Annotated in this window: 21 protein-coding genes; 11 read left to right on the top strand and 10 right to left on the bottom strand. The window is 66.9% G+C overall.

Going from position 1 to position 24,063, the window contains the following annotated elements:
- The first annotated feature begins 236 nt into the window (after positions 1-236).
- Positions 237-764, top strand: coding sequence for a hypothetical protein (locus ACIQCM_RS11535; RefSeq protein ID WP_400607850.1), 528 nt, complete (start codon positions 237-239; stop codon positions 762-764).
- 78 nt (positions 765-842) lie between these two features.
- On the opposite strand, the gene ACIQCM_RS11530 is transcribed toward ACIQCM_RS11535, so the two are convergent.
- Positions 843-3,233, bottom strand: a complete 2,391-nt coding sequence (locus tag ACIQCM_RS11530) for an ATP-binding cassette domain-containing protein (RefSeq protein ID WP_400607848.1) — start codon at positions 3,231-3,233, stop codon at positions 843-845.
- A 154-nt stretch (positions 3,234-3,387) separates the two neighbouring features.
- Here ACIQCM_RS11530 and ACIQCM_RS11525 point away from each other — a divergent pair, with 154 nt between their 5' ends.
- A complete protein-coding gene (locus tag ACIQCM_RS11525; RefSeq protein WP_400607846.1) occupies positions 3,388-4,236 on the top strand; it encodes an esterase/lipase family protein in 849 nt (282 codons plus the stop codon).
- A 129-nt stretch (positions 4,237-4,365) separates the two neighbouring features.
- Here the strand turns inward: ACIQCM_RS11525 and ppsA are convergent, their stop codons facing one another.
- The 3 genes from ppsA to ACIQCM_RS11510 all read right to left on the bottom strand — a co-directional run bounded on the left by ppsA (position 4,366) and on the right by ACIQCM_RS11510 (position 8,907).
- Entirely contained in the window at positions 4,366-6,780 is a 2,415-nt protein-coding gene (ppsA, locus tag ACIQCM_RS11520) for a phosphoenolpyruvate synthase (RefSeq protein ID WP_400607844.1), read from the bottom strand.
- A gap of 149 nt (positions 6,781-6,929) precedes the next feature.
- Positions 6,930-7,748 carry a pyruvate, water dikinase regulatory protein gene (locus ACIQCM_RS11515; protein ID WP_377216435.1) on the bottom strand — a complete coding sequence of 273 codons (819 nt, stop codon included), beginning with the start codon at positions 7,746-7,748 and terminating at the stop codon, positions 6,930-6,932.
- Positions 7,749-7,800: 52 nt separating this feature from the next.
- Entirely contained in the window at positions 7,801-8,907 is a 1,107-nt protein-coding gene (locus ACIQCM_RS11510) for a GTP pyrophosphokinase family protein (protein ID WP_377216436.1), read from the bottom strand.
- A gap of 87 nt (positions 8,908-8,994) precedes the next feature.
- Here ACIQCM_RS11510 and ACIQCM_RS11505 point away from each other — a divergent pair, with 87 nt between their 5' ends.
- Complete coding sequence (locus ACIQCM_RS11505) at positions 8,995-9,852, top strand: PhzF family phenazine biosynthesis protein (protein WP_400607904.1); 858 nt, start codon at positions 8,995-8,997, stop codon at positions 9,850-9,852.
- A 13-nt stretch (positions 9,853-9,865) separates the two neighbouring features.
- Here ACIQCM_RS11505 and ACIQCM_RS11500 read toward each other — a convergent pair whose 3' ends face one another.
- The 4 genes from ACIQCM_RS11500 to ACIQCM_RS11485 form a co-directional block, all read right to left on the bottom strand.
- The gene (locus ACIQCM_RS11500; RefSeq protein WP_400607841.1) at positions 9,866-10,528 is read right to left on the bottom strand and encodes a cyclodeaminase/cyclohydrolase family protein; all 663 of its coding nucleotides are present in this window, start codon (positions 10,526-10,528) and stop codon (positions 9,866-9,868) included.
- Positions 10,529-10,546: 18 nt separating this feature from the next.
- Positions 10,547-12,292, bottom strand: coding sequence for an amidase (locus tag ACIQCM_RS11495; RefSeq protein ID WP_400607838.1), 1,746 nt, complete (start codon positions 12,290-12,292; stop codon positions 10,547-10,549).
- Positions 12,289-13,341: an agmatine/peptidylarginine deiminase gene (locus tag ACIQCM_RS11490; RefSeq protein ID WP_400607835.1), complete on the bottom strand. Its 1,053-nt coding sequence runs from the start codon at positions 13,339-13,341 to the stop codon at positions 12,289-12,291. Before ACIQCM_RS11490 ends, ACIQCM_RS11495 begins: the two co-directional genes overlap by 4 nt.
- A gap of 138 nt (positions 13,342-13,479) precedes the next feature.
- Positions 13,480-14,169, bottom strand: a complete 690-nt coding sequence (locus ACIQCM_RS11485; protein ID WP_400607833.1) for a TetR/AcrR family transcriptional regulator — start codon at positions 14,167-14,169, stop codon at positions 13,480-13,482.
- A 147-nt stretch (positions 14,170-14,316) separates the two neighbouring features.
- Between ACIQCM_RS11485 and ACIQCM_RS11480 the strand changes: the two genes are divergently transcribed.
- On the top strand, positions 14,317-15,720 hold the full coding sequence (locus ACIQCM_RS11480; RefSeq protein WP_400607830.1) for a flavin monoamine oxidase family protein: 1,404 nt from the start codon (positions 14,317-14,319) through the stop codon (positions 15,718-15,720).
- Positions 15,721-15,786: 66 nt separating this feature from the next.
- On the opposite strand, the gene ACIQCM_RS11475 is transcribed toward ACIQCM_RS11480, so the two are convergent.
- On the bottom strand, positions 15,787-17,355 hold the full coding sequence (locus tag ACIQCM_RS11475) for an APC family permease (protein WP_400607828.1): 1,569 nt from the start codon (positions 17,353-17,355) through the stop codon (positions 15,787-15,789).
- Positions 17,356-17,582: 227 nt separating this feature from the next.
- Here ACIQCM_RS11475 and ACIQCM_RS11470 point away from each other — a divergent pair, with 227 nt between their 5' ends.
- Positions 17,583-18,389, top strand: a complete 807-nt coding sequence (locus tag ACIQCM_RS11470; protein ID WP_400607901.1) for an alpha/beta hydrolase — start codon at positions 17,583-17,585, stop codon at positions 18,387-18,389.
- A gap of 33 nt (positions 18,390-18,422) precedes the next feature.
- Positions 18,423-19,361 (top strand): carbohydrate kinase, encoded by a 939-nt coding sequence (locus ACIQCM_RS11465; protein ID WP_400607826.1) that lies wholly within the window; start codon positions 18,423-18,425, stop codon positions 19,359-19,361.
- Positions 19,362-19,364: 3 nt separating this feature from the next.
- Here ACIQCM_RS11465 and ACIQCM_RS11460 read toward each other — a convergent pair whose 3' ends face one another.
- The gene (locus ACIQCM_RS11460) at positions 19,365-20,231 is read right to left on the bottom strand and encodes a F510_1955 family glycosylhydrolase (protein ID WP_400607824.1); all 867 of its coding nucleotides are present in this window, start codon (positions 20,229-20,231) and stop codon (positions 19,365-19,367) included.
- Positions 20,232-20,307: 76 nt separating this feature from the next.
- On the opposite strand from ACIQCM_RS11460, the gene ACIQCM_RS11455 reads away from it, so the two are divergent.
- The 5 genes from ACIQCM_RS11455 to betA all read left to right on the top strand — a co-directional run bounded on the left by ACIQCM_RS11455 (position 20,308) and on the right by betA (position 24,037).
- Complete coding sequence (locus tag ACIQCM_RS11455; RefSeq protein WP_400607822.1) at positions 20,308-20,850, top strand: TetR/AcrR family transcriptional regulator; 543 nt, start codon at positions 20,308-20,310, stop codon at positions 20,848-20,850.
- Positions 20,847-21,200, top strand: coding sequence for a DMT family transporter (locus ACIQCM_RS11450; protein WP_400607820.1), 354 nt, complete (start codon positions 20,847-20,849; stop codon positions 21,198-21,200). The genes ACIQCM_RS11455 and ACIQCM_RS11450 overlap by 4 nt, the downstream gene beginning before the upstream one ends.
- Complete coding sequence (locus tag ACIQCM_RS11445) at positions 21,197-21,526, top strand: DMT family transporter (protein WP_400607818.1); 330 nt, start codon at positions 21,197-21,199, stop codon at positions 21,524-21,526. Before ACIQCM_RS11450 ends, ACIQCM_RS11445 begins: the two co-directional genes overlap by 4 nt.
- A 61-nt stretch (positions 21,527-21,587) precedes the next feature.
- Positions 21,588-22,172 (top strand): TetR/AcrR family transcriptional regulator, encoded by a 585-nt coding sequence (locus tag ACIQCM_RS11440; RefSeq protein ID WP_400607815.1) that lies wholly within the window; start codon positions 21,588-21,590, stop codon positions 22,170-22,172.
- A gap of 152 nt (positions 22,173-22,324) precedes the next feature.
- Positions 22,325-24,037, top strand: a complete 1,713-nt coding sequence (betA, locus tag ACIQCM_RS11435; RefSeq protein ID WP_400607813.1) for a choline dehydrogenase — start codon at positions 22,325-22,327, stop codon at positions 24,035-24,037.
- Positions 24,038-24,063 lie beyond the last annotated feature (26 nt).

The raw sequence follows: 24,063 nt of genomic DNA, 5'->3' as shown, positions 1-24,063 counted from the left end.
TTCTGAGGGCCGGGCGTAGCCTAGCAATTGCACCGGAGCGTCTCGCCGCTGAGCGCGGGCCGGTGCAGGCATCGAGGGCGTGGCGGCGCTCCTGCCACACCAGTTTGTGCCCATGTACTGGGGACTACGGACAGTTCCCGGGCCGATCACGCGGCCCGGCTGACATCCAAAACACCTACGGCCCAGGGCCGTAATCCAAAAGAGGCCATGTGATGCACAGGTTCCTCAAACCTTTTATGTTGTTCTTTACCGCAGTGCTGCTGATGTTCACCGTCGGAATCTCCGCAGCCCAGGCGGCAAGTCCGCACTTCAAGCGCGGCGGGTCGCCCGTCTGTGAGGTCAGCGCGGCTGGCAGCACTTCCACCACTACCTGTACCGCCGTCCTGGCCGGGCTTGGCAACGAAGACCTCGTTGCCACGGTGACGGTAGCGGGCTATGCCGTCTACGAGTGCCAGAACTACGGCGGCAACGTGGCACCTGGCCAGAACAAGGTGGTGACCGGACCAGTCACCGAGCCCACGTCGGTTCCCAGCGACGCCATCAAGAACGGCACGCTGCGGTTGGCCACCGATCCGGTAACCCTCTCCGCGCCTGATACCGCGACAGCTGCCGAGGCTGGTTGCCCCAACGGGAACTGGCAGGGCATCAACCCTGTCCTGACCGTCACTTCGATCCAGTTGACGATCACCCAGGGAACGTTCTCGGTCACCTGCTGGGCATACAACGAGAATGGCCTGACGGGGTCGGTAGCCCTAACGTGCTGATCGGCACCTCCTGAGGGTTTATTGGAAGGCCCGTAACCACCAGATGCCGGGCCGGCCCAAGAAGCCGGCCCGGCATTGTCACGCCCCGACGTAGGCCGCGAGGTGCTGTCCGGTGAGTGTCGCTCTCCCCTCAACAAGATCTGCCGGCGTGCCCTCGAAAACCACCGTGCCGCCGTCGTGCCCGGCGCCCGGGCCCAGGTCGATGATCCAGTCAGCGTGCGCCATCACCGCCTGGTGGTGTTCGATCACGATCACCGACTTACCGGACTCCACCAGGCGGTCCAGCAGGCCCAGCAGGTTCTCGACGTCGGCCAGGTGCAGGCCCGTGGTGGGCTCGTCCAGAATATAGACGTCGCCTTTCTCGGCCATCTGTGTGGCGAGCTTCAGCCGCTGGCGCTCGCCGCCGGACAGCGTGGTGAGCGGCTGCCCCAGCGTGATGTAGCCAAGGCCAACGTCCGCCAGGCGTTCCAGGACCCTGTGCGCCGCGGGGGTCTTGGCCTCGCCCTCGGCGAAGTAGGCCAGCGCGGCGTCCACCGGCATGTCGAACACGTCCGCGATGTTCCGTCCAGCCAGCGTGTACTCCAGGACGGCCGGCTGGAAGCGGCGGCCCTCGCACTCCTCGCAGGTGGACTCCACCGTGGCCATGACGCCGAGTTCGGTGAAGATGACGCCCGCCCCGTTGCAGGTGGGGCACGCGCCCTCCGAGTTGGAGCTGAAGAGTGCCGGCTTGACCCCGTTGGCTTTGGCGAACGCCTTGCGGACGGGTTCCAGGAGGCCGGTGTAGGTGGCGGGGTTGCTGCGGCGGGAACCTTTGATGGCTCCCTGGTCGATGACCACCACGCCCTCGCGTTTGGCCAGTGACCCATGGATCAGCGAACTCTTGCCGGACCCGGCCACGCCCGTGACCACGCAGAGCAGGCCCAGGGGGACATCCACGTCGACGTTGCGCAGATTGTGCATTGATGCGCCGCGTACCTCGAGGACCCCGGCGGCGCTCCGCACCGCAGCTTTGAGGCGGGCGCGGTCGTCCAGGTGCCTTCCCGTGACGGTATCGCTGGATCGCAGCCCTTCCACGCCGCCCTCGTAGACAATCTCGCCGCCGCCGGTGCCCGCGCCCGGGCCGAGGTCGACGACGTGATCGGCAATGGCGATCATCTCCGGTTTGTGCTCCACCACCAGGACGGTGTTGCCTTTGTCCCGCAGCTGCAGCAGGAGCGTGTTCATCCGTTCGATGTCGTGCGGGTGCAGGCCGATGCTTGGTTCGTCAAAGACATAGGTGACGTCGGTCAGCGAGGAGCCCAGGTGCCGGATCATCTTGGTCCGCTGCGCCTCACCGCCGGAGAGGGTACCGGCAGGGCGGTCCAGGGAGAGGTAGCCCAGGCCGATTTCGGTGAAAGCGTCCAGCAGGTCCCGCAGCCCGTCCAGCAACGGCTTCACCGAGGGTGCGTCGAGCTCCCGGATCCATTGGGCCAGGTCACTGATCTGCAGGGCGCACAGGTCTGCGATGTTCCTGCCGTTAATTTGGGCGGACAGTGCTTCCGGGGTGAGTCGGGTTCCCTTGCATTCGGGGCAGGTGGCGAAAGTGACGGCCCGTTCCACGAAGCGGCGTACGTGCGGCTGCATGGCCTCCACGTCCTTGGACAGCATCGACTTCTGGATCTTGGGGATGATGCCCTCGAACGTGAGGTTCACGCCCTCCACCTTGATCTTGGTGGGCTCGGCGTACAGCATCGTGTCCAGCTGCTTGGCGGTGAACGCCGCGATTGGCTTGTCCATTGGCAGGCCCATGCCCTCGAACAGCCGGCCGTACCAGCCGTCCATCGAGTAGCCCGGTACGGTCAGGGCGCCGTCGTTCAACGACTTGGAGTCGTCATAGAGCGCGGTCCGGTCGATGTCGCTGATGTTGCCCATGCCCTCGCAGCGCGGGCACATGCCGCCCAGGTAGGTGACCTGGCGGACCACGTTCTTTTCCACCCGGCCGTCCCTTTCCCTGCTCATCACGCCGCTGGCCTTACGTGTGGGCACGTTGAAGGAGAACGCGGTGGGCGGGCCGATGTAGGGGTCTCCGATCCGGCTGAACAGGATACGCAGCATGGCGTTGGCGTCCGTGGCGGTTCCCACGGTGGAGCGCGGGTTCGCGCCCATCCGCTCCTGGTCCACGATGATCGCCGTGGTGAGTCCCTCCAGCCGGTCCACGTCCGGGCGGGCCAGGCTGGGCATGAAGCCCTGCACGAAGGCGCTGTACGTCTCATTGATCATCCGCTGGGATTCGGCGGCAATCGTGGCGAAGACCAGGGAGCTCTTGCCGGAACCCGAAACGCCGGTGAATACGGTGAGCCTGCGCTTGGGCAGCTCAACGCTGACATCCTTGAGGTTGTTCTCCCGGGCACCCTGCACCCGGATGATGTCGTGGGTGTCGGCGGCGTGCAGGCCGCCCTTCCGGCTGGCTGCAGTGGTTTCGGTGCTCACACGTCAGATCGTGCTACGCGCCGAAGGAGATGTCCAGATGCGCCGGCTCCTGCACGTTTTCCCAGAACCGTTGCCCGCGGATCAGCTGGAACCTAGCGTAAATGGGTGCACGCTCCCACTTCTGGGGGCGGACGTTGATACGAAGAGGTTTCCGATGTCCCAACGCATTTCCGTTTTTCTCGCGGCGCTCGCCCTGTTGGCCGGGACGCTTGCCGGGGCTGCGCCCGCTTCCGCCGATACGGCAGACATTTCGCCCCCCGGCGCCAACAACTGGTCCTGCAAGCCCTCCGCTGAGCATCCTTATCCGGTCATCCTCGTTCCAGGCACCTTCGAGAGCATGCTCAAGAACTGGTCCACGCTCTCGCCGGTCCTTGCCGGGCAGGGATACTGCGTCTTCGCACTGAATTACGGCACCACCAACGGGGTTCCGGCCACGGGGCCTGTAACCGAGTCCGCCCGCGAGCTGTCCTCCTTCGTCGATGCAGTTCTCGCTGCCACCGGCGCCAAGAAGGCTGACCTCGTGGGGCACAGCCAGGGTGGCATGATGCCCCGTTACTACATGGGGTTCCTGGGCGGCGCCCGGAAGGTCAACCACCTGATAGGGATTGCACCCTCGAACCACGGCACCGAAGGCGTGATCGCCCCGGCACCGGAAGACTTCCCGGCATCCACCGGGGATATGGAATTCGTGTGCCAGGCGTGCGCGGACCAGGAAGCGGGCTCGGCGTTCATGACCGAGCTGAACTCCATCGGCGATACCGTGGTGGGTCCGTATTACACCGTCATTTCAACCAAGTACGACGAAGTGGTCACCCCCTACACCAGCCAGTTCCTGGCCGGCTCCGCCCGGCAGGTCACCAACATCACCATCCAGGACAAATGCCCCCTCGACCTGGTTGAACATGACCAGGCTCCGAACGATCCCGTGGTCCACCGGCTGGTCTCGCACGCCTTGGCGTCACCCGGCCCGGCTGACCCGACGTTCCAGCCGAGCTGTATCTAGCCCCCGCCCGGCGGGAGACGCCTGCGCCGCAGCCAGGAACCGTTGATGGCCCGGTAAGTCCCCGAAGCACAAAGAGGCGGCACCCTTGCGGATGCCGCCTCTTTGGTTTGACCGGCTTTGCCGGCCCGGTTACAGCCCGGCGCCTACCTGTTCCCTGGCGCCCGAGTCCTCGCCCTGGCCTGCGAGGCGGAGCCAGGTGTCCACCACGGTGTCAGGGTTCAGGGAGACGGAGTCGATGCCCTGGCCGGCGAGCCACTCGGCGAAATCGCTGTGGTCGCTCGGGCCCTGGCCGCAGATGCCCACGTACTTGCCGCGGGCCTTGCAGGCCTTGATGGCCATGGACAGCAGCTTCTTGACCGCGGGGTTGCGCTCGTCGAAGCCGCCTGAGACGAGGGCCGAGTCCCGGTCCAGGCCCAGCGCCAGCTGGGTCATGTCGTTGGAGCCGATGGAGAATCCGTCGAAGTACTCCAGGAACTCGTCCGCGAGCAGGGCGTTGGACGGCAGCTCGCACATCATGATGACTTCGAGGCCGTTTTCGCCGCGCTTGAGGCCGTTCTCAGCCAGCAGGTCGATGACGCCGCTGGCCTCGTCCAGGGTCCGCACGAACGGGATCATGAGTTTGACGTTGGTCAGGCCCATCTCGTTCCGGACGAAGGACAGTGCCTCGCACTCCAGGTCGAAGCAGTCCCGGAAGGACGGCTCCAGGTAGCGGGACGCGCCGCGGAAACCAATCATCGGGTTCTCTTCGTGCGGTTCGTAGGCAGGCCCGCCGATGAGGTTCGCGTACTCGTTGGACTTGAAGTCGGACATCCTGACGATCACCGGTTCCGGCGCAAAGGCAGCCGCAATGGTGGCCACGCCCTCCGCCAGCCGCTTGATGTAGTAATCGCGCGGACCTTCGTAGGCCGCGATCCGTTCGCGGATTTCCGCGGCAACATCGGCCGGCTGGTCCTCGAGGTTCAGGAGGGCCTTCGGGTGGATGCCGATCTGGCGGTTGATGATGAACTCGAGCCGGGCCAGGCCCACGCCGTGGTTGGGCAGCTGGGCGAAGGTGAACGCCTGCTCGGGGGTGCCCACGTTCATCATGACCTTGACCGGAACTTCGGGCAGCTGGTCAACCTCGGTCTCGTCCACGCTGAAGTCCAGCAGGCCTTCGTAGATCAGGCCCGTCTCGCCGTCGGCGCAGGAAACGGTGACTTCCTGGCCGTCGCGGAGCGTTTCGGTGGCGTCGCCGGTTCCGACCACGGCGGGGATCCCCAATTCGCGGGCGATGATCGCTGCGTGGCAGGTACGTCCGCCGCGGTTGGTCACGATCGCGGCGGCACGCTTCATGATCGGTTCCCAGTCCGGGTCCGTCATGTCCGCCACCAGCACGTCGCCGGTCTTGAAGCTGGCCATCTGGTCGATGGCGGTGAGGATACGGACGCCGCCGGCGCCGATCCGCTGGCCGATCGCACGGCCTTCGGCCAAGACCGGGCCGGTGCCGTTGAGGCGGAAACGGCTCAGGTTCCCTGCGGCGCGCCGGGACTGCACGGTTTCCGGGCGTGCCTGCAGGATGTACAGGCCGCCGTCGATCCCGTCCTTGCCCCACTCGATGTCCATGGGCCGGCCGTAGTGGTTTTCGATGGCGATGGCGTGCCGGGCGAGCTGCTCGACATCTTCATCGCTGAGGCTGAACCGGTTCCGCTGGTCGGCGGCAACCGGGACCAGGTCGATGGTGCGCCCGATTTCCTGGTTGGCGGTGTAGGTCATCTGCAGGGCCTTCTCGCCCAGACCGCGCTTGAGGATCGCGGGCCGGCCAGCACGCAGCGCCGGCTTATAGACGTAGAACTCGTCCGGGTTCACGGCACCCTGGACTACGGCCTCGCCCAGGCCGTAGGAGGACGTGACGAACACGGCGTCCTGGAACCCGGACTCGGTGTCCATGGTGAACATGACGCCGGACGCGCCGACGTCGGAGCGGACCATGCGCTGGATGCCCGCCGAGAGTGCCACTTCAGCGTGCTCGAACTTGTGATGCACCCGGTAGGCGATGGCGCGGTCGTTGTAGAGGGAGGCGAATACGTCCTTGATCGCCAGCAGGATGTTGTCGATGCCGCGGACATTCAGGAACGTTTCCTGCTGACCGGCGAAGGACGCGTCCGGCAGGTCCTCGGCCGTTGCACTGGAGCGGACAGCCCAGGAGAGGTCCTCGTGGCCGCCGTGCTTGTCCACCAGCTGCTGGTAGGCGTCGCGGATCTGCGATTCGAGGTTGGGCAGGAACGGGGTGTTGCGGATTAGGCTGCGGATTTCCTTGCCGGCAGCGGCCAGGGCGGTGACGTCATCGGTGTCGAGCCCCACCAGCCGGTCGGCGATCTTCTGGTCCAGGCCGGAGCCGGCCAGGAAGTTCCGGTAGGCATCCGCGGTCGTAGCGAAACCATCCGGGACCTGGACCCCGGCGGAGGTCAGGTTCTGCACCATCTCACCGAGGGAGGCGTTCTTCCCGCCTACCCGGTCCAGGTCCTTGAGTCCCAATTCCGAGAACCACAGGATCTCTGTTGTCATTCTTACTGCTCCTTCGCAGGTAATGGCATGCCTAGATGCGTCCTCCTCCGGCGATGGCCGGGGGACAGGGCGCAAGTCCGTCCACAGTGACAGGTCTGTGGCGGTCTTTCCATATGACGTCTGCCACACGGAGTTTGTGAAAACTTTCCCTAATGCTTGAGGTTCATCCGCTGGAGGATGGTCGCAGCCATTTCCTCTACGGAGACGGTGGCCGAGTTCAGGTACGGAATCCTATGCGAAACATACAACTGCTCGGCGCTGCGGAGCTCAAATCCGCACTGCCGCAGCGACGCGTAGGAGGAACCGCGGCGGCGTTCCGTGCGGATCTGGCTCAGGCGCAGCGGGTTGGAGGAGAGGCCGAAACACTTCGCAACGTACGGGCGCAGCGGTTTGGGGAGGCCTTCCCGGCCAAAGTCCTCGTCCACCAGCGGGAAGTTCGCGGCGAAGATCCCGTGCTGCAGGGCCAGGTACATCGTGGTGGGGGTCTTGCCGCAGCGGGACGGCGCCACCAGGATCACCTGGGCCTTTTCCAGCGCGCGGAGGCTCTGGCCGTCGTCGTGCTCCATGGCGTACTCCACCGCCGCCATCCGCTTTTGGTAGAGCTCGGCGTTCCCCACGCCGTGCGCCCGGCCCGGTTCGCCGCTCGCCGGGGCGCCCAGGGCGTGCTCGAGCTGCCCCACATGCGTGCCGATCAGGTCGACGATGGTTCCCTTGCATTTGCCCACGGCCTCGCGGATGTCGCTGCTGACCGCGGTGGAAAAGACGATGGGCCGCAGCCCGTGGGCAGCCAGCTTGTCAATGCCGTCCACCACCTTGCGCGCCTGCTCCACGGACGTAATGAACGGGACGGTGATGCGGTCAAAGCGGTTGCCTGGAAACTGGGTCAGGAGGGTGTTTCCGAGGGTCTCGGCGGTGATTCCCGTGCTGTCCGAGAGGAAGTAGACAGGCCGAACGTCGTTGTTGGTCATGCCCTCATTGTTCATCAGGACGGGGCGCCGGGCCATTCGGCATCCCGCCGCCCTATTTCTTGGTCAGCCTGTACCGTTCGATCTGCCGTAATCGCCGCAGGAGGCTGTCGCGCCGCGGGTGCGGGACGGCGTCGGGCGCTTCCGCAGTGAGGTCGATGTGCTTGGTGCCGTACTGCCACAGGAGGAGATCGTCCAGCAGGCGGTCCGGGCCGGGGGAGTAGCGGTGGTCCAGGGCCTTGCGCACCTCGGTGATGCGGTTGGCGCTGAGCAGCCCGGCCAGCTGCATGGTCTGGTTGAGGCCGTGGGCGGCCAGGAGCTCGGCGGCCCAGCCCCAGTCGTCATCCACCTTGCGGTCCACGTGCGGAAGGAGGGTGCGCCACACATCGCGGATGCGGTTGGGCGTCAGCGGCGCCGCGCCCTCGCCGTCCATGTCCCAGAAACTGCGGACCTCCTCATAGCGCTCGTGCAGGTCGGCGAAGGCGGTCTCCACGGTTTCCAGCATGGCTGCAGTCGCCGTGAACTGGCGGTCGAAGTGCGGCGTCCAGGCACGCGGATCCTCGGCCTTGAAGCGGATGTCGTGCTCGATCTCGCTCCAGGCGTGCGCGAAAATCGTGCGGATCTGGCACTCGAAGAAGTAACTGCCGTTGGGCGGAATATCCGGGTTGAAGACCTGCTGATACTCCTTGACCGCCTCGTTCTGGAGGGTCCGCAGGATCAGGTGCCGGCTGGAATAGCCGTAGGTGCCCGACTCGATCGAGCCGATGTCCTTTTCCCGGTCCCCGCGGCAGTCGAAGAGCTGGCGCTGGCGCTTGATGATGTTGGCCACCACCGCGTTCTCGGCCGGCAGCTTGGTGATGACCCGGATGCCCACCATGTCATTCAAGGTGCGGAACGGGTCCGGGAACTTCAGCACCGGCGGCCCGCCCGGCTCCAGCGGTTCTTCCACGCGGGAGATCTTCTCGCGGAAGGACTCAACGGTCTTGGTCCGGCCCGTGACGAACAGTGGGGTGACCTCGGTGTCCTTGAGCATGTCCCGGGTGAGCGTGAGGACGTCCCGGGTGACCAGCTTCAGGGCAGGGCGGACGCGCTCGTAGATCTCCACGTTGTGCTGCACGGATTCGCGAAGAGTTGCGTCCAGGCTGTCCCAGTTACTCGGCATGGCTCCAGCTTACGGCGGGGGTGTGACACATGGCGGGACCGCGTGCCTAAGGTAAAGGAACCAGCCCGCCGGACCGAAAGCCCTGCCATGCCTTCCTACGCCGAATTTCCGTTCTCCCAAGTGGACGTCTTTGCCCCCGGCCCGCTGCCCGGAAATCCGGTGGCCGTAGTGCACGGCGCGGACGCCCTGACCACCGGTCAGATGCAGCGGTTCGCCAACTGGACCAACCTCTCGGAAACCACATTCCTGCTGGAACCCAACGCTCCGGAAGCGGACTACCGCGTGCGGATCTTCACCCCCGCGGACGAACTGCCCTTCGCCGGCCATCCCACCCTGGGCACGGCACACGCCTGGCTCACCGCGGGCGGACAGCCCCGGGACAAGGGGGAGCTGGTGCAGGAGTGCGGCGCCGGCCTCGTGCGCGTCCGCGCTGGCGGCCAGTCAGGGGCCGCAGAATATGCGTTTGCCGCCCCGCCACTGCGGCGGTCCGGTCCGGTGGAGCAGGCCACGCTGGAACAGGCGGTGGCGAGCCTGGGCGTTGACCCCGTACGGGTCCTGGGCAGCAACTGGGTGGACAACGGTCCGGGCTGGATGGGCATCAGGCTGGACTCCGCGGAAACCGTCTTGGGCCTGCGCCCGGACTTTGCGGCCATGGGCTCCTTGAACCTTGGCGTCATTGGCGCCTATGGCGCGGGCGGCCCGGCGGATTACGAGGTCCGGGCGTTCGTTCCGAGCCTCGCCGTGCCGGAGGACCCCGTAACGGGAAGTGTCAACGCGGGCCTGGCCCAGTGGATGCGGCGGGAAGGCAACGCGCCGGAGAACTACACGGTCCAGCAGGGCACGGTGCTGGGCCGCGGCGGCCGTATCAGCATCACGAATGAAGCGGACACCACGTGGGTGGGCGGCGCCTGCCGGACCGTGGTCAGCGGCCAGGTCACCATGTAGGTCAGGTAGCCATCTAACCGCCAGCGTCCGTCGGCGCGGCCCGGTCATCAATCCCGGCGGCCAGCCCATCGATCCGCTCCAGTGCGCCGGTGAGCCGTTCCACGGTGGACCACAACGCGGGATGCTGCCGGCGGACGTCCTCAAGCGTGCTTCCGGCAGAACGGAGCGCGCCAAGGTCGAAGCTGACGTTGGTGCGCGCACCGGCCACCGCCGCGCGCAGAGCACCGAAGGCCACCACGACGTCGGCAACCAGGGCGCGGTTGCCGTTGCCTGCCAGCCAGGCGAGGTCGTCCACGGCGGCGATGGCGCGGTCGCCCAGCACCGCGGACGCCTTCGCGGCTTCCACCGAGGCGGCCCGGATAGCCTCGTCGCGCTCCGGGCCCGGATCCAGCCGGAAGGCGGCCCCGAAAGCCTGCGACGCCGTCGCGTCCTCATCAGCCAGGCGCAGCGCCTCGGCCCGAAGGTCCCGGGCGCGCGCCCGGATGCGCTCCACCTCGCCGCCTGCCTCGCCGTCGGCCTCTGAATAGCCCGCCACCATGGAGGTGAGCGACGCCGCCACCGCCAGCATCAGGCCGGTCCCGGCGCCGCCGCCGGGAGAGCCGGTGGACTCGGCCAGCGCGCGGGTCCAGTCCTCAACGGTGGAGCCTTGGGTGGTCACGGCAGCAGAATCATCCATGGCATCCAGTGTGCCCGCTCACCGGGGCGGCAGCGTGGTATTCCCACCGAGTGGCGGCGTCCGGGGCGGAACGGTGCGCCGCTGGCGGGTGGCCTCGATGGCCGAGGCCAGGTGCAGCAGGGTGCTGTCGGTGTAGGCCCGTCCGGCGATGGTCAGCCCCACCGGCATGCCAGTGTCGGCCATGGTCCCCATGGGAACCGTGACGGTGGGAATGCCCAGGTGCCGGAGGGCCAGGTTGCCGTTTGCAACCCATACGCCGTTGCGCCATGCCAGCTCTGCCGAAGCCTCGTTTGTGTCGGCGTCCGCAGGTCCAACATCGGCCGCCGCCGGAAAGACGACGGCGTCCAGGCCGTGCCGGTCCATCCAATCCTCGAGGTCGATCCGCCGGGTCTCCTCCAGCCCGCGCAGGCCTTGGGCCAGATGCGGAATGTCCTCCAGGGCCGGGATCCCGCATTCGCGTGCCCGCTCCACGTACCCGGCAGGGTCGAAATCCAGTTCGGCGTAGCGGTCCGGCAGTGCCCCGTCCGGATGAGGAAAGATGCTGGGCCCGTCGACGTCGGCAAGGCGGTTCAGGGACGGGTCGCCGTTGGCGTCGAGGAAGTCGTTCCAGGACCACATGGACAGATCCCAGAGCTCGCGTTCGAGGTATGCCGGGCTGACGAGTCCGCGGGTGGCGATGGTGGGTGCACCGGGGCGGTCTCCCTCGTAATTGCTGACCACGGGAAAATCCACCTCGACCACCTGGGCGCCTGCGGCCTCCAGGTCAGCCCTCAGGCGCTGCCACAGCTCCAGCACTGAGGGCCTGGTAAGGATTTTCTTCCCGGTGGGGCCGCCAAAACCCGGGGCCGGGTTCGTTCCGGCACCGGGATCGGCATTGATGTACATCCGGGGAACTCCGAAGCGCCGCCCGTCGAGGGCGCGTTCGGCCGACTCCCTGTCCGCGACCGCAAGGGAAGCATAGTCAGCAGGCCGAACGCTGTCCGCCGTCGGGATCTTCACCCAGGGCTGGGTGCGCCAGAAGTCACCGCGGGGCTGGGCGTCGTCGGCGACGATGACGTCCAGGACCTCAAGGAGGTCCGGCATGCTGCGGGTATGTGGCACCACCACGTCCATCGTGGGTACCAGTGGCCAGTTCCCGCGGACGGAGATGACCCCCCGGGACGGTGTGTACGCGCAGAGGGCATTGTTGGACGCGGGTGCCCGGCCGGATGACCAGGTTTCCTCGGCCAGACCAAATGCGGCGAAGCTGGCCGCCGTCGCGGTCCCGGAACCGTTTGACGAGCCCGAGGCGAAGGCCGCCGTCAGGTACCTTGCGTTGTAGGGGCTCTCCGCCCGCCCGTACAGTCCGCGCTGCATGCCGCCGTTGGCCATGGGCGGCATGTTGGTCAATCCGATCAGCACCGCCCCGCCTGCCCGGAGCCGCTCGATGGTGAACGCATCCGTTCGCGCCACCAGATGTTCGAAGGCAGGAGAACCCGCCGCGACCGTCAGGCCACGCACCTTGAAGCTGTCCTTGGCCGTGTATGGAATCCCGTCCATCGGTCCCAGCAGCGCTCCGGCGGCGCGGCGTTCATCTGACGCCCGGGCTTCGGCGAGGGCTTCGGGGTTCATGGCCACCAACGCGTTCAGCCGGATGCCGCCCTGGTCATACGCCGCGATGCGGGCCAGGTATTGGCGGACCAGGTCCTCACTGCTCACCAGCCCGGCTTCCATGGCGTTGCGGAGCTCCGCAATCGAGGACTCTACGACGTCGAAGTGGCTCATCGGGCGCCCTTCCGGGCGGGCTGCTGCTGCGTGATGCAGTGGATGCCCCCGCCGAAGGCGAAGATATCGCGGGCGTCCACGAGTTCCACCGTGCGCCCCGGATAGGCCTCGGCCAGGATGTCCGCGGCCACCTTGTCATTAGGGTCGTCAAAGGCGCAGAGCACCACCACGCCGTTGGCGACGTAATGGTTGATGTAGGACCAGTCGACGAAACCGCTTCCGTCGTCCAGGACTGTCGGGGCAGGAACGTCAATGATGCGCAGGTGCCGGCCGCCAGCGTCCACAGCATCTTCCAGGATGCTGCGGAGCTCCCGGGTGACCCGATGGTCGGGGTGGCGCGGATCCTCCTGCCGGTGCAGCAGGACGGTGCCGGGTGCTGCGAACGCGGCCACGATGTCGACGTGTCCACGCGTGCCGAACTGGTCGTAGTCGCGGGTGAGCCCACGGGGCAGCCATATGGCCTTGGTGGTGCCGAGCTGCGCGTGGATCTCCGCCTCAACTGTTGCTTTGGTGGCGCCTGGGTTGCGGCCAGGGTCCAGCTGCACGGTTTCTGTCAGCAGGACTGTACCTTCGCCGTCCACGTGGAAGCCGCCACCTTCATTGACCAGGCTGCTGCTTCGCACCACGGCGCCGGCCCGGCCGGCGACAAATGACCCCAGGTGCCGGTCACTCTCCCATGCGGCCCAGTCCTGGCCGCCCCACCCGTTGAATGTCCAGTCGACGGCCGCAACGCCTCCTTCCTTCGTGTGCACGAAAGTGGGGCCGGAGTCACGGAGCCACGCGTCATCGAGGGGTGATTCGACGACGGCGACGTCGCCGCCGAGTTCGGTGCGCGCGATCCCGGCGTCGGCCGGGCGTGCAAGGACAGTGACCGGCTCATACTGGGCAATGGTCCTGGCTGCGGTTCCCCAGGCGTTGCGGGCTCTTGCCAGCGTGCTGCTGCCGGCGGCACCGAACGTGGGGTTGGCTGGCGGAAATGCCATCCAGGTCCGGGTGTGAGGATGCCATTCGGCGGGCATCAGGGGCGCTGCGGAGGAAATGGGGTTCATGGGTCGGAAGGTCCTCGTATCGGAATGGCGCAGCCTTCTTGCCGCACTATAAATGAATGACGTTCATTTATAGTGCGGCAAGAACGCGCGGGATGCAAGGTCTTCCTTGGGCGGGGCCGGTTGGCCTTGACGTGCCGGCTATTCCGGCAGGAGGGCCGCCAGCCCGGAGATCAGCGACTCAAGACCCAGGGTGAAGGCGGCGTCCGCAGGCTTCCCGCCTGACCGGGCAGCGCTGCGTACCGCCGAGGTGAAGTGCGGGGTGGATTCGGCCATGGAGCCCGAATCGAAGATGTCTTCCGGGGCGGTCGCGTCATACGCGGAGCCGAATATAAAGGACTCCAGGGCAACGATCGACGGCACGATCCTCTCCTCGGGGAACCCTGCTTCGGTGAATCCCCTGGTGACGGTTTCGTACATGGCCAGCGTCTGCGGCGCGTCGGTGACGGGCAGGACTGCGATCACCGGAATCAACGGGGTGTGCTCCGCAAAAACATTGCGGTAGCTCCAGGCCCAGTGGCGCACGGCTTCATCCCAGGGCGCCGCGCCGAACCGGGAAACATCCACCAGTGACGCGAGGTGGTCCTCGACGAGAAGGAGGACGTCACGTTTGGCGGCCACGTGGTTGTAGAGGGCGGACGGGGCCACGTCCAGTTCCCTGGCCAAGGCGGCCATGGTGAGTCCGTCGTATCCCTTGCGCTTGACGAGTTTCAGTGCTGCCGCCGTAATTCCGGCTTTGCCCAGGACTGCCGCAGAGGGCCGTCCGGCGCGCCGTCTTCCGACGCCCGGGCCGGCGGTTGAGCGTCCTTGGGCAGCGGGTACTGCAGGCATCACGGCCCTTTCTGTGGTGGTTCCTGCATTATTCCATCCGCTGCCTTCCCGCCGGGCCAGGAAGCGGCTAGGCTAAATAATGAACGTCATTCATTTAGTCGTTCATCGACTTGGACCCCACGCTGTGTGGGCTGCAGAGAGGACATCATGCTGAACCTGAACCGAGACGTCGTGGTCGTCGGAGCGGGGCCGTCGGGGCTGACAGCCGCGCGCCAGCTGAGGCGGGCCGGCCTTACGGTCGCCGTGCTGGAGGCGCGCGACCGCGTCGGGGGCCGGACCTGGACCGACACCGTGGACGGAGCAGTGCTGGAAATCGGCGGCCAGTGGGTTTCGCCGGACCAGACGGCGCTCCTGGAGCTTCTTCAGGAACTGGGGCTGGAAACCTATCCCCGTTACCGCCAAGGTGAATCGGTGTACATCGGCGCGGATGGAATCCCCGTGCGCTATTCCGGTGATACCTTCCCCGTGGACCCGGCCACCGCCGTCGAAATGGCACGGCTGACCGGGCTGCTGGATGCCCTGGCCGCCGAAATTGGCGCGGCAGAGCCATGGGCCCATCCCAAAGCCCGCGAACTGGACACCATCTCCTTCCACCAGTGGCTGCGTGCGCAATCGGACAGCGAGGAGGCGTGCAACAACATCGGCCTTTTCGTTGCCGGCGGCATGCTGACCAAACCGGCGCACTCCTTCTCCGCCCTGCAGGCCGTGCTCATGGCCGCGTCGGCGGGCTCATTCAGCCACCTCACGGACGAGGATTTCATCCTGGACCGGCGCGTGGTGGGCGGGATGCAGCAGGTCTCGCTGCTGCAGGCCGAGGAGTTGGGGGACGACGTCGTCCTCGACAGTCCCGTCCGCACCATCAAGTGGGGTGGGAGTGCCGGCGCCGGCGTCACCGTCATGTCCGACCGCGCCACCGTCAATGCGCGCTTTGTCATCATGGCCGTGCCGCCGAACCTGTACTCCCGCGTATCCTTCGACCCGCCGCTGCCGCGCCGCCAGCACCAGATGCACCAGCACCAGTCGCTCGGTCTGGTGATCAAGGTGCATGCGGTCTACGGCACGCCGTTCTGGCGGGAGGCTGGACTTTCCGGTACCTGCTTCGGCGCCGGATCGCTGGTCCAGGAGGTGTACGACAACACCAACCAGGGGGATCCGCGCGGAACGCTGGTGGGTTTCGTTTCGGATGAAAAGGCCGACGCCGTCTTCGAGTTGGATGCCGAAGGCCGCAAGCGGGCCATCCTTGAGTCCATTGCGGCCTTCCTGGGCCCGAGGGCCCTTGACCCGGAGGTGTACTACGAATCGGACTGGGCCTCCGAGGAATGGACGCGGGGAGCCTACGCATCCAGTTACGACCTGGGTGGTCTCCACCGGTATGGCAAGGACCAGCTGGCACCGGTGGGTCCCATCTATTGGTGTTCCTCGGACCTTGCCGCCGAGGGCTACCAGCACGTGGACGGCGCCATCCGGATGGGCACGCTGACCGCCGCAAGGATTTCCGCTGTTGCAGGAGCTTCGGCTGACGCGATGGCGGCAGTTTCGGCAGGCATCTAGCCGGATTCCGGCTGTACCTGAACGGCAAACGGGCCCCGTCCGGAAAATCTCCGGACGGGGCCCGTTTTATGCCGTGGGTCTGGTCCACTCCGGAACCACCAGGGCGGGAGTGTCCTGCCGCAGGGTCTCGCCGCTGAAGAATCCGGGCCGCAGCCGGGACATGATGACCATGAAGACGGCTCCGAGGACCAGGATGCCGACGCCCAGGACGAAGACGAGCCCGACACCGAACAGTTCCGATCCGCTGCCGAATTCCGGCGCAAGGCTGTCCACCGCCGTCTGCAGGAATACCACCAGCAGGCCGGTACCGCCCAGCAACGGGCATGCCAGCCGGAACACGAAGTTGCGGATGCTGCTGAAAACGCTGTTGCGGAAGTACCAGGCGCAGGCGAATGCCGTGAGGCCGTAGTAGAAGCAGATCATCAGGCCGAGGGCAAGGATTGTGTCATTGAGGACGTTTTCGCTGACCACATGCATCACGGCGTAGAAGCCGGCGGAAAGGAGGCCGGCCGCGACGGTGGCGAAGCCCGGCGTCGCGAACCTGCTAAGGCGGTTGAACGGCGCGGGCAGGGCGCCGTAGTGCGCCATGGCGAGCAGGCTGCGGGACGGAGAGGTGAACGTGGACTGCAGGGAGGCGGCCGAACTGGACAATACGGCCAGGGACATCAGGATGGCGAACGGACCCATGATGGGCGACGCCAGCGCCGTGAAGATATTCGCGTGGTTTTCCTCGTTGTTCAGGCCCAGGCCCTCGGTGCCCACGCCGGCGAACATCATGGTGGCGATGCTGACCAGCAGATAGATGCCGAGGACAACGACGGCGGTAAGGGTTCCGGCGATGCCGGCCGTCTTCTTCCCGTTGGCGGTTTCCTCATTTACGGTCAGGCACACGTCCCAGCCCCAGTACACGAAGATGGACAGCGAGATGCCGGCGGCGACCTGGCCGAACGTCTCGATCCTTGTAACGTCGAACCATTCCCAGCTGAACGGGATCGATGTCGCGGACGAGGACCAGTTGGCGAAAGCCATGGCGACGAACATCCCGAGCGCCAGCAACTGGAAGCCCACAAGTCCGTACTGCACCACCTTGGTGGCGTGCAGCCCCCGGTAGCTCACCCAGGCGGCCAGCGCCACGAAGACGAAGCACGTGGCGATGTTGAGGGGCTTGTTTGCCGCAAGGTCCGCCAGCCCCGGTGCGCCCGTGAGTTGGGCCAGGAAGAGATAGAAGAAGTCCACGGCCACCGCTGCAAGATTGGACAGCACAATGATGTTCGCGGCGAGCAGGCCCCACCCGCCCATCCATCCCACCCACGGACCGAACGCCTTGGTGACCCAGGTGAAGGTGGTGCCGCTGTCCGGCGAGTCGGCATTGAGCTCGCGGTAGGCCAGGGATACCAGGATCATCGGGATGAACCCGATGAGGAAGATGACGGGCAGTTGGAGTCCGGCTTCATTGATGGTGGGGCCCAGCGCGCTCGTCAGCGTATACGCCGGGGCGATCGTGGAGATTCCAATGACGACGACGGCTAGAAGGCCGAGTTGCCCGCCTTTCAGTCCTTTCGGACTAATGCCGTGCGGCGCTGCGGCCACGGCGGCTCCGTTGCCGCCGGAGTTGGTGCGGATGCTTTGGGTCATGTCGCTCCCTTTCTGGGTATCGGCACAGCTCCATGAAACAGCAGTTTGCTGCCAAGGGGTGCCGTGGGACGCAACCGTCGCGAATGTTGCATGAGACGGCCGTCACTAAATGAAGGACGTTCATTTAGTATCAACCGAGCGGCAGCACGAGGCAAGCTCAAAATGAATAAAGTTCATTTGAGACAGGCCGGTTGGCCGCCGCCACCCGTCCTGCCCTCGGTGATGGAATGGAGGGGCTCTGTCACTTAGCCAGGGAGGACCCCATCACCGCAACCCCAGTCCAGCGCCACCGGTACAGCTACGGTGCTGATCCCAGCCAATGGGGCGAACTCTTCCTGCCCGGGCTGGCCGAGGACAGCGGCCCGCGCCCCGGGGGTGTCGCCGTCGTCATCCACGGCGGCTACTGGCGCTCCCGCTACGGCGCGGAGCTCGGCGAACCGCTCGCACTGGATTTGGCCCGCAGCGGTATCACCGCGTGGAACCTGGAATACCGGCGCGCGGGCAACGGTGGCGGCTGGCCCGCCACGTTCCAGGACATCCTGGCGGGCATCGGCAAGCTCCGGGACCTCGCGGAGAAGCATGTGCTGGACCTGAGCCGGGTGGTGGCGCTGGGCCACTCCGCCGGAGGGCACCTCGCCGTGTGGGCGGCCGGGCAGCAGGCGTCCGGCGGCGTCCGCCTCACCGGGGTGGTCAGCCAGTCCGGCGTGCTCAACCTGGCCCTCGCCGAGGAACTGAACCTCAGCGACGGTGCCGTGGCCAACCTGCTGGGCGGGCCGTCGTCGGCCGTTCCGGAGCGGCACCGCAGCGCCGACCCCATGGCGGCGCTGCCGTTGGACATCCCCGTGGTTGCCGTCCATGCGGAGGACGACGCCGACGTGCCGCCCGCGCTGTCTGCCACCTACGTCGCCGCGAGCGGAGCAGCCGGCGTCCCCGCGCGGCTGGTTACCGTCCCGGGGGACCACTTCGCGCTGATCGACCCTTCGGCGGAGGCTTACCGGACGTGCCGGGAGCTGGTCCGGGAGCTCTTAACCTAAGCCCCGGAAACGGAATTCTGGCAGAGTATGTCCATGCTCACAGTTATCGGCGAAGGCCTTGTTGACGTGGTCCAGCGCGCGTCCGGAATCGAAGCCCACGTGGGCGGCAGCCCGCTCAATGTTGCCGTCGGCCTGGCCCGTCTGGACCACCCCGTGCAGTTCATTGGCCGATACGGCCGGGACGCGTACGGCGATTCCGTTGCCGCGCACCTGCGCTCCAGCTCCGTGATGCTTCCGCTGGGCGCCGATGACCTTCCTACCAGCGTGGCCACTGCCCTGATCGATGACGACGGCGCCGCCACCTACACGTTCGACCTCACCTGGGAGCTTCCCGGCCTTCCCGAGCGGCTCGCCTTCATGCTGCAGGGCACCACCCTGCTGCACACCGGATCCATCGCGACGATGCTGGCGCCGGGCGCCAAAGAGGTGCTTGCCGCCGTCGAATATGCCCATCCGCACGCCACCATAAGCTTTGACCCGAACTGCCGGCCCAGCATCATCACGGATGTGGACTATGCGCGGCGGCAGGCGGAAAAGTTCGTCACCCTGGCGGACGTGGTGAAAGCCTCGGACGAGGACCTGGAGTGGCTGTACCCGGGCCAGGATCCGCTGGAATCTGCCCGCCGCTGGCTGAAGCTGGGTGGCTCGGAAGGGCCGGCCATGGTGGTGGTGACGCGCGGAGCCGCAGGCCCGTGGGGCATCACCGCGGCAGGGGAAGCGCACGCTGCGGCGCCGCGGGTGCAGGTGGCGGACACCGTGGGCGCGGGGGATTCGTTCATGGCGGCGCTGCTGTCCGGGCTGGTGGACCGCGGGCTGGACGGCGCCCAGAACCGTGAGGACCTGCGCGAAATGCCTGCTGAGACTCTCGCCGAACTGCTCGCCCACGCCGCCCGCGCCGCCGCCGTCACCGTCTCCCGGCCTGGCGCCAACCCGCCCACGCGCGAGGAGATGAACGCCGCCCCGGTGGAGTAGCGCCTACCCGCCGTGGGGCCGGAAGGAGCTGCCGCCGTCGTCCGATACGAAAACCCCGGCCGACGTCGCAGCCCAGATGCGCAGGCTGTCGCCGGAACCCGTGGCGGCGACAGCCATGGTGCGCCCCTCCAACTGTCCCTTGGGTGTCCAGGTGGCGCCGCCGTCGGACGAGATGTGCACGGCGCCGGAGGGCTCCACCCCCACGGCGTCCAGGGGGCCGGCGAACGAGGCGAACTGGACCACTGGTCCGCCCTCCTCCAGCGCCCAGGTCCTGCCGCCGTCCGTGGAACGCTGAACGCCTTCTTCCGTGGTGGCCAGGACGGTGTCGGACTCGGGGTGCCCGGCCAGGGCTGCGGGCGCAAATGCCGCGGCCACCGTGTCCCAGGTGACGCCGTCCCTGCTGGTCCGGAGCGTGCCGTCGAAGGCGACGATCCCGGACTTGGTGGTGGTCAACGTGTGGAAATCTGACTCGCCTTGCCGCGAGACTTCCTCCCAGGTGGCGCCGCCGTCTGTGCTGCGGATCAGCCCCACCGGGTTGGGAAGCGTGGACCCGTGGCCGGGATGGCCGGACGCATAAAAGGTGTCCTGGTCCTTGGCGGCGGTGAACCCCATGAGGTCGATGGTGGGGCCAACCTTCACTGCCGGATCTTTCGTGACATCGAACAGGCCATCGTGTGTGGCCAGCAGGACCTTGCCGTCCGCGCCCACGCCCAGCCCGTGGACGTGCGCACTGGGCAGCGCGGACTGCGCAGCGGACGTTGTTGCGCTCCCGGGCGCGGCCCCGGGAGCGCAGGCGGCGAGGGAGACGGCAAGGACGACGGCGGCTGCCGCGCTACCGGCGGCGCGCAGGCGAAAGCTGGGGTGGGGCATGGGTATCAGCTTATCGGCGCGCGATCCGACCTGCCCCGCCAGGAAAACTTTACCTTCCGGATGGTAAAGTTTGGAGGTGCGTGAGAACCAGCGGCCCCAGATCCTCGAAGCAGGTTTGCGGGTGGCCGCCCGAAGCCAGGGGGCCGCCATCACTTTGGACGCTGTGGCCTCGGAGGCAGGGGTGACCAAGCCCGGGCTGATGTACCACTTCCCAAACCGGGACGCACTGATGGCCGCCCTCGTGCAATACGCCGCCTGCCAGCTGGAGCGCAGGATGGCCGCGCTGCTTGGCGGGGGCGATGCGACCGTCAAGCAGCGGTACCGTTCCTACATCCACGCCGCAGCCGAAGGGCAGAACATGCGCGCGGAGTGGGCGCTGTGGTTCCACTCGGCGTACAGGCCCGAGCTGCAGGAAGCCTGGGCCCGGCACCTGGACCCATGGCTGTCGATTCCCGAGGGCACTCCGCCTGGCCTGCGGGCCCGCCTCATGACAGCCCGGCTGGCGGCGGACGGATTATGGGCCGCCCAGGCAAGTGGTGTGGCCGCGCCAGACGAAGCTGACCGCGCGGCCATCCTCGGCCACATCCTCGGCCTGGTCGGGGAAGCGGGTGCGGAGTGAGGCAATGGCTCAGCCTCGGCGGCGCAATCATCACTGAGGTCAGCGCCACCCTTGCACTGAAGGCAGCCCTGGAAGCGCCTGCCTGGTATGTCCTGGTGGTGGCCGGATACGCCGCGGCCTTCTCCCTGCTGGCTGTCTGCCTGCGCCTTGGCATGACCATCAGCGTGGCGTACGGTGCGTGGGGCGCCGGTGGAGTCGCCGCCACCGCCCTGCTCTCGGCAGGCATTTTCGACGAGCCGCTCACCGGGCTCATGGGGTTCGGCATAGCCCTCATCCTGGCTGGCGTAATCACCGTCGAGGCCGGCTCGCAGAGGGCCCGCAGGGCGGCGGAACGGGAGGGCCCGGCATGACATGGGTCTTTCTCGGCCTTGCCATCCTCACCGAAGTTGCGGCCACTATGTCGCTGCGTGCTTCCGAGGGTTTGAAAAAGAAACTCTGGCTCATTCCCATTCTCTCCGGATACCTCGGGGCCTTCACTTTCCTGAGCCTTGCGCTTGCCGCCGGGATGCCGCTTGGCGTGGGCTACGGCATCTGGGTGGCCTGCGGTGTGGCCCTGACGGCGGTGGCCAGCCGGATCTTGTTCAAGGAGCCCCTGACGCCCGTGATGGCCGGCGGCATCCTGCTCATTTCGGCCGGTGTGCTGGTTGTAGAGGCCGGTGCCGGCCAGGTGCACTAGAAGCACCATCCGGCCGGCGCCCCAAGGTGCACCCCGCAGGGTTTGCCCATAGTCTGGCCGGGTGGACACAACGACAGTGAACTCCGGAGAACAGCTTGACCGGCAGGCCCGCATACTCGAAGCCGCGCTGGACCTGCTGTCCCGCCACGGCATCTCAGGCGTAAGCATGCGCGCCGTGGCCCGCGAGGCCGGGGTGGCGCTGGGACTGGTGAATTACTACTTCGAAGACAAGTCGAGCCTGATCAAGGCCGCCCTGCGGCAGATCGACGAGCGCGACTTCAGGCTGGTCGCCCCCGACCCCGCATCGCCGCCCGATGAGCAGCTGCGAAGGGCGCTCCGGAGCGTTGCGGATCCGCAGTTCCTCACCACGCAGCACCTCTCCCTGCGCCTGCATCTGTGGGCGCTCGCCCAGGCGCATGAGGACTTTGCCCTGATCAACGCTGAGGCGTTCGACCGTTACCTGGCGGGACTGGCGGCCCTGATTGGTCATGCGAAGCCCATGCTGTCCGGCGACGACTGCCGGGAGCGCGCGGCCGACATCGTGGTGGTGCAGAACGGAATGTGGCTCACAGCGCTGCTTGGCGTGGATCAGGCGTCAATCCAGAGGAGCATCGCCCGGACCGAGGAAATCGCCTTCGCCGAATAGCCGGGTGCGCAGGGGAGTGCCGGCAGAAGCCTCACAGCACCGTTTGGGGTAATAAAGAAAAACTTTGAACGCTCGTTCAGTCCAGCTATTGAACACTTGTTCAAGGTGGACTACTGTCCATCGGTATGACCTACGCCACACAGTTCCGGAGCATGACAAAAACCAGCTACGACTACGTCATCGTCGGCGGCGGAAGCGCGGGTTCCGTGCTCGCCAACCGGCTGAGCGACGGCGGCCGGGCCAGCGTCCTGGTCCTCGAGGCCGGGCGGAGCGACTACCCTTGGGACCTCTTCATCCAGATGCCCGCCGCGCTCACGTTCCCCAGCGGCAACCCGCTCTACGACTGGCGCTACGAGTCGGACCCCGAGCCCCACATGGGCGGCCGCCGCGTGGCACATGCGCGCGGCAAGGTCCTGGGCGGCTCGAGCTCCATCAACGGCATGATCTTCCAGCGCGGCAACCCCCTCGATTACGAGCGCTGGGGTGCCGATCCCGGCATGGAAACCTGGGACTTCGCGCACTGCCTGCCGTACTTCAACCGGATGGAAAACGCGCTCGCCGCCGACCCGGACGATGAACTCCGCGGGCATGACGGCCCGCTGGTCCTGGAACGCGGCCCGGCCGCGAACCCGCTCTTCCAGGCGTTCTTCAAAGCCGCGCAGGAAGCCGGCTACCCGCTGACGGACGACGTCAACGGCTACCGCCAGGAAGGCTTCGCGGCCTTTGACCGCAACGTGCACAAGGGGCAGCGGCTCTCGGCGTCGCGCGCCCACCTGCGGCCCAATTTCGGCCGGAACAACCTGACCGTCCTGACCCGGGCACTGGCCACCAAGATCAACTTCACGGGCAACGTGGCCACCGGCGTCACCTACCGCCGCAACGGCAAGACCCACCAGGTGAACGCGGGGGAGGTGATCCTGGCCGGCGGCGCCATCAACACCCCGCAGCTGCTCCAGCTCTCCGGCGTCGGCGACGCAGCCCACCTGAACTCCCTGGGCATCAACTCCGTGGCCAACCTGCCCGGCGTTGGACAAAACCTGCAGGACCACCTGGAGGTCTACATCCAGCACGCCTGCACCCGGCCGGTGTCCATGCAGCCGGCCCTGGACGTGTGGCGCATGCCCTGGATCGGCATGCAGTGGCTGCTTGGGCGGAAGGGTCCGGCCGCCACCAACCACTTCGAGGGCGGCGGCTTCGTCCGCTCCAACGAGGACGTGGCGTACCCGAACCTGATGTTCCACTTCCTCCCGGTGGCGGTCCGCTACGACGGGCAGAAGGCGGACGCGAAGCACGGCTACCAGGTGCACATCGGCCCTATGTACTCGGATGCCCGCGGCACGCTCAAGATCAAGTCCACCGACCCCACCGTGCACCCGTCCATGGTGTTCAACTACCTGTCCACCGACCAGGACCGCCGTGAATGGGTCGAGGCCATCCACGTGGCCCGCGACATCCTGGGCCAGTCCGCCATGAGCCCCTTCAACGGCGGCGAGCTCTCGCCCGGCCGTGCGGTGCAGACCGACGCCGAGATCCTGGACTGGGTTGCCCGCGATGCCGAGACGGCGCTGCACCCGTCCTGCACCGCCAAGATGGGCCCGGACTCCGACCCGATGGCCGTGGTGAACCCCCTGGACATGACCGTGCACGGCACCCGCGGCCTCCGCGTGGTGGACGCCTCGGCCATGCCCTACGTCACCAACGGCAACATCTACGCCCCCGTGATGATGCTCGCCGAAAAGGCCGCCGACCTGATCGCCGGCAAGGCACCCCTGGCGCCGCAGCACGCGGAGTTCTACCGGCACGGCATCAGCCCGCTGGAGCGCCCTGCCGCAGGCAGCGGAACAGCCGCGGCGGCACGGGCCTGACGATGACTGACGCACAGAAGAAGGAG

Origin of the sequence: Pseudarthrobacter sp. NPDC092439 (genome assembly GCF_044754945.1) — a bacterium.
Taxonomy (GTDB): Bacteria; Actinomycetota; Actinomycetes; order Actinomycetales; family Micrococcaceae; genus Arthrobacter.
This window is presented reverse-complemented; position numbering and strand designations above follow the sequence as displayed.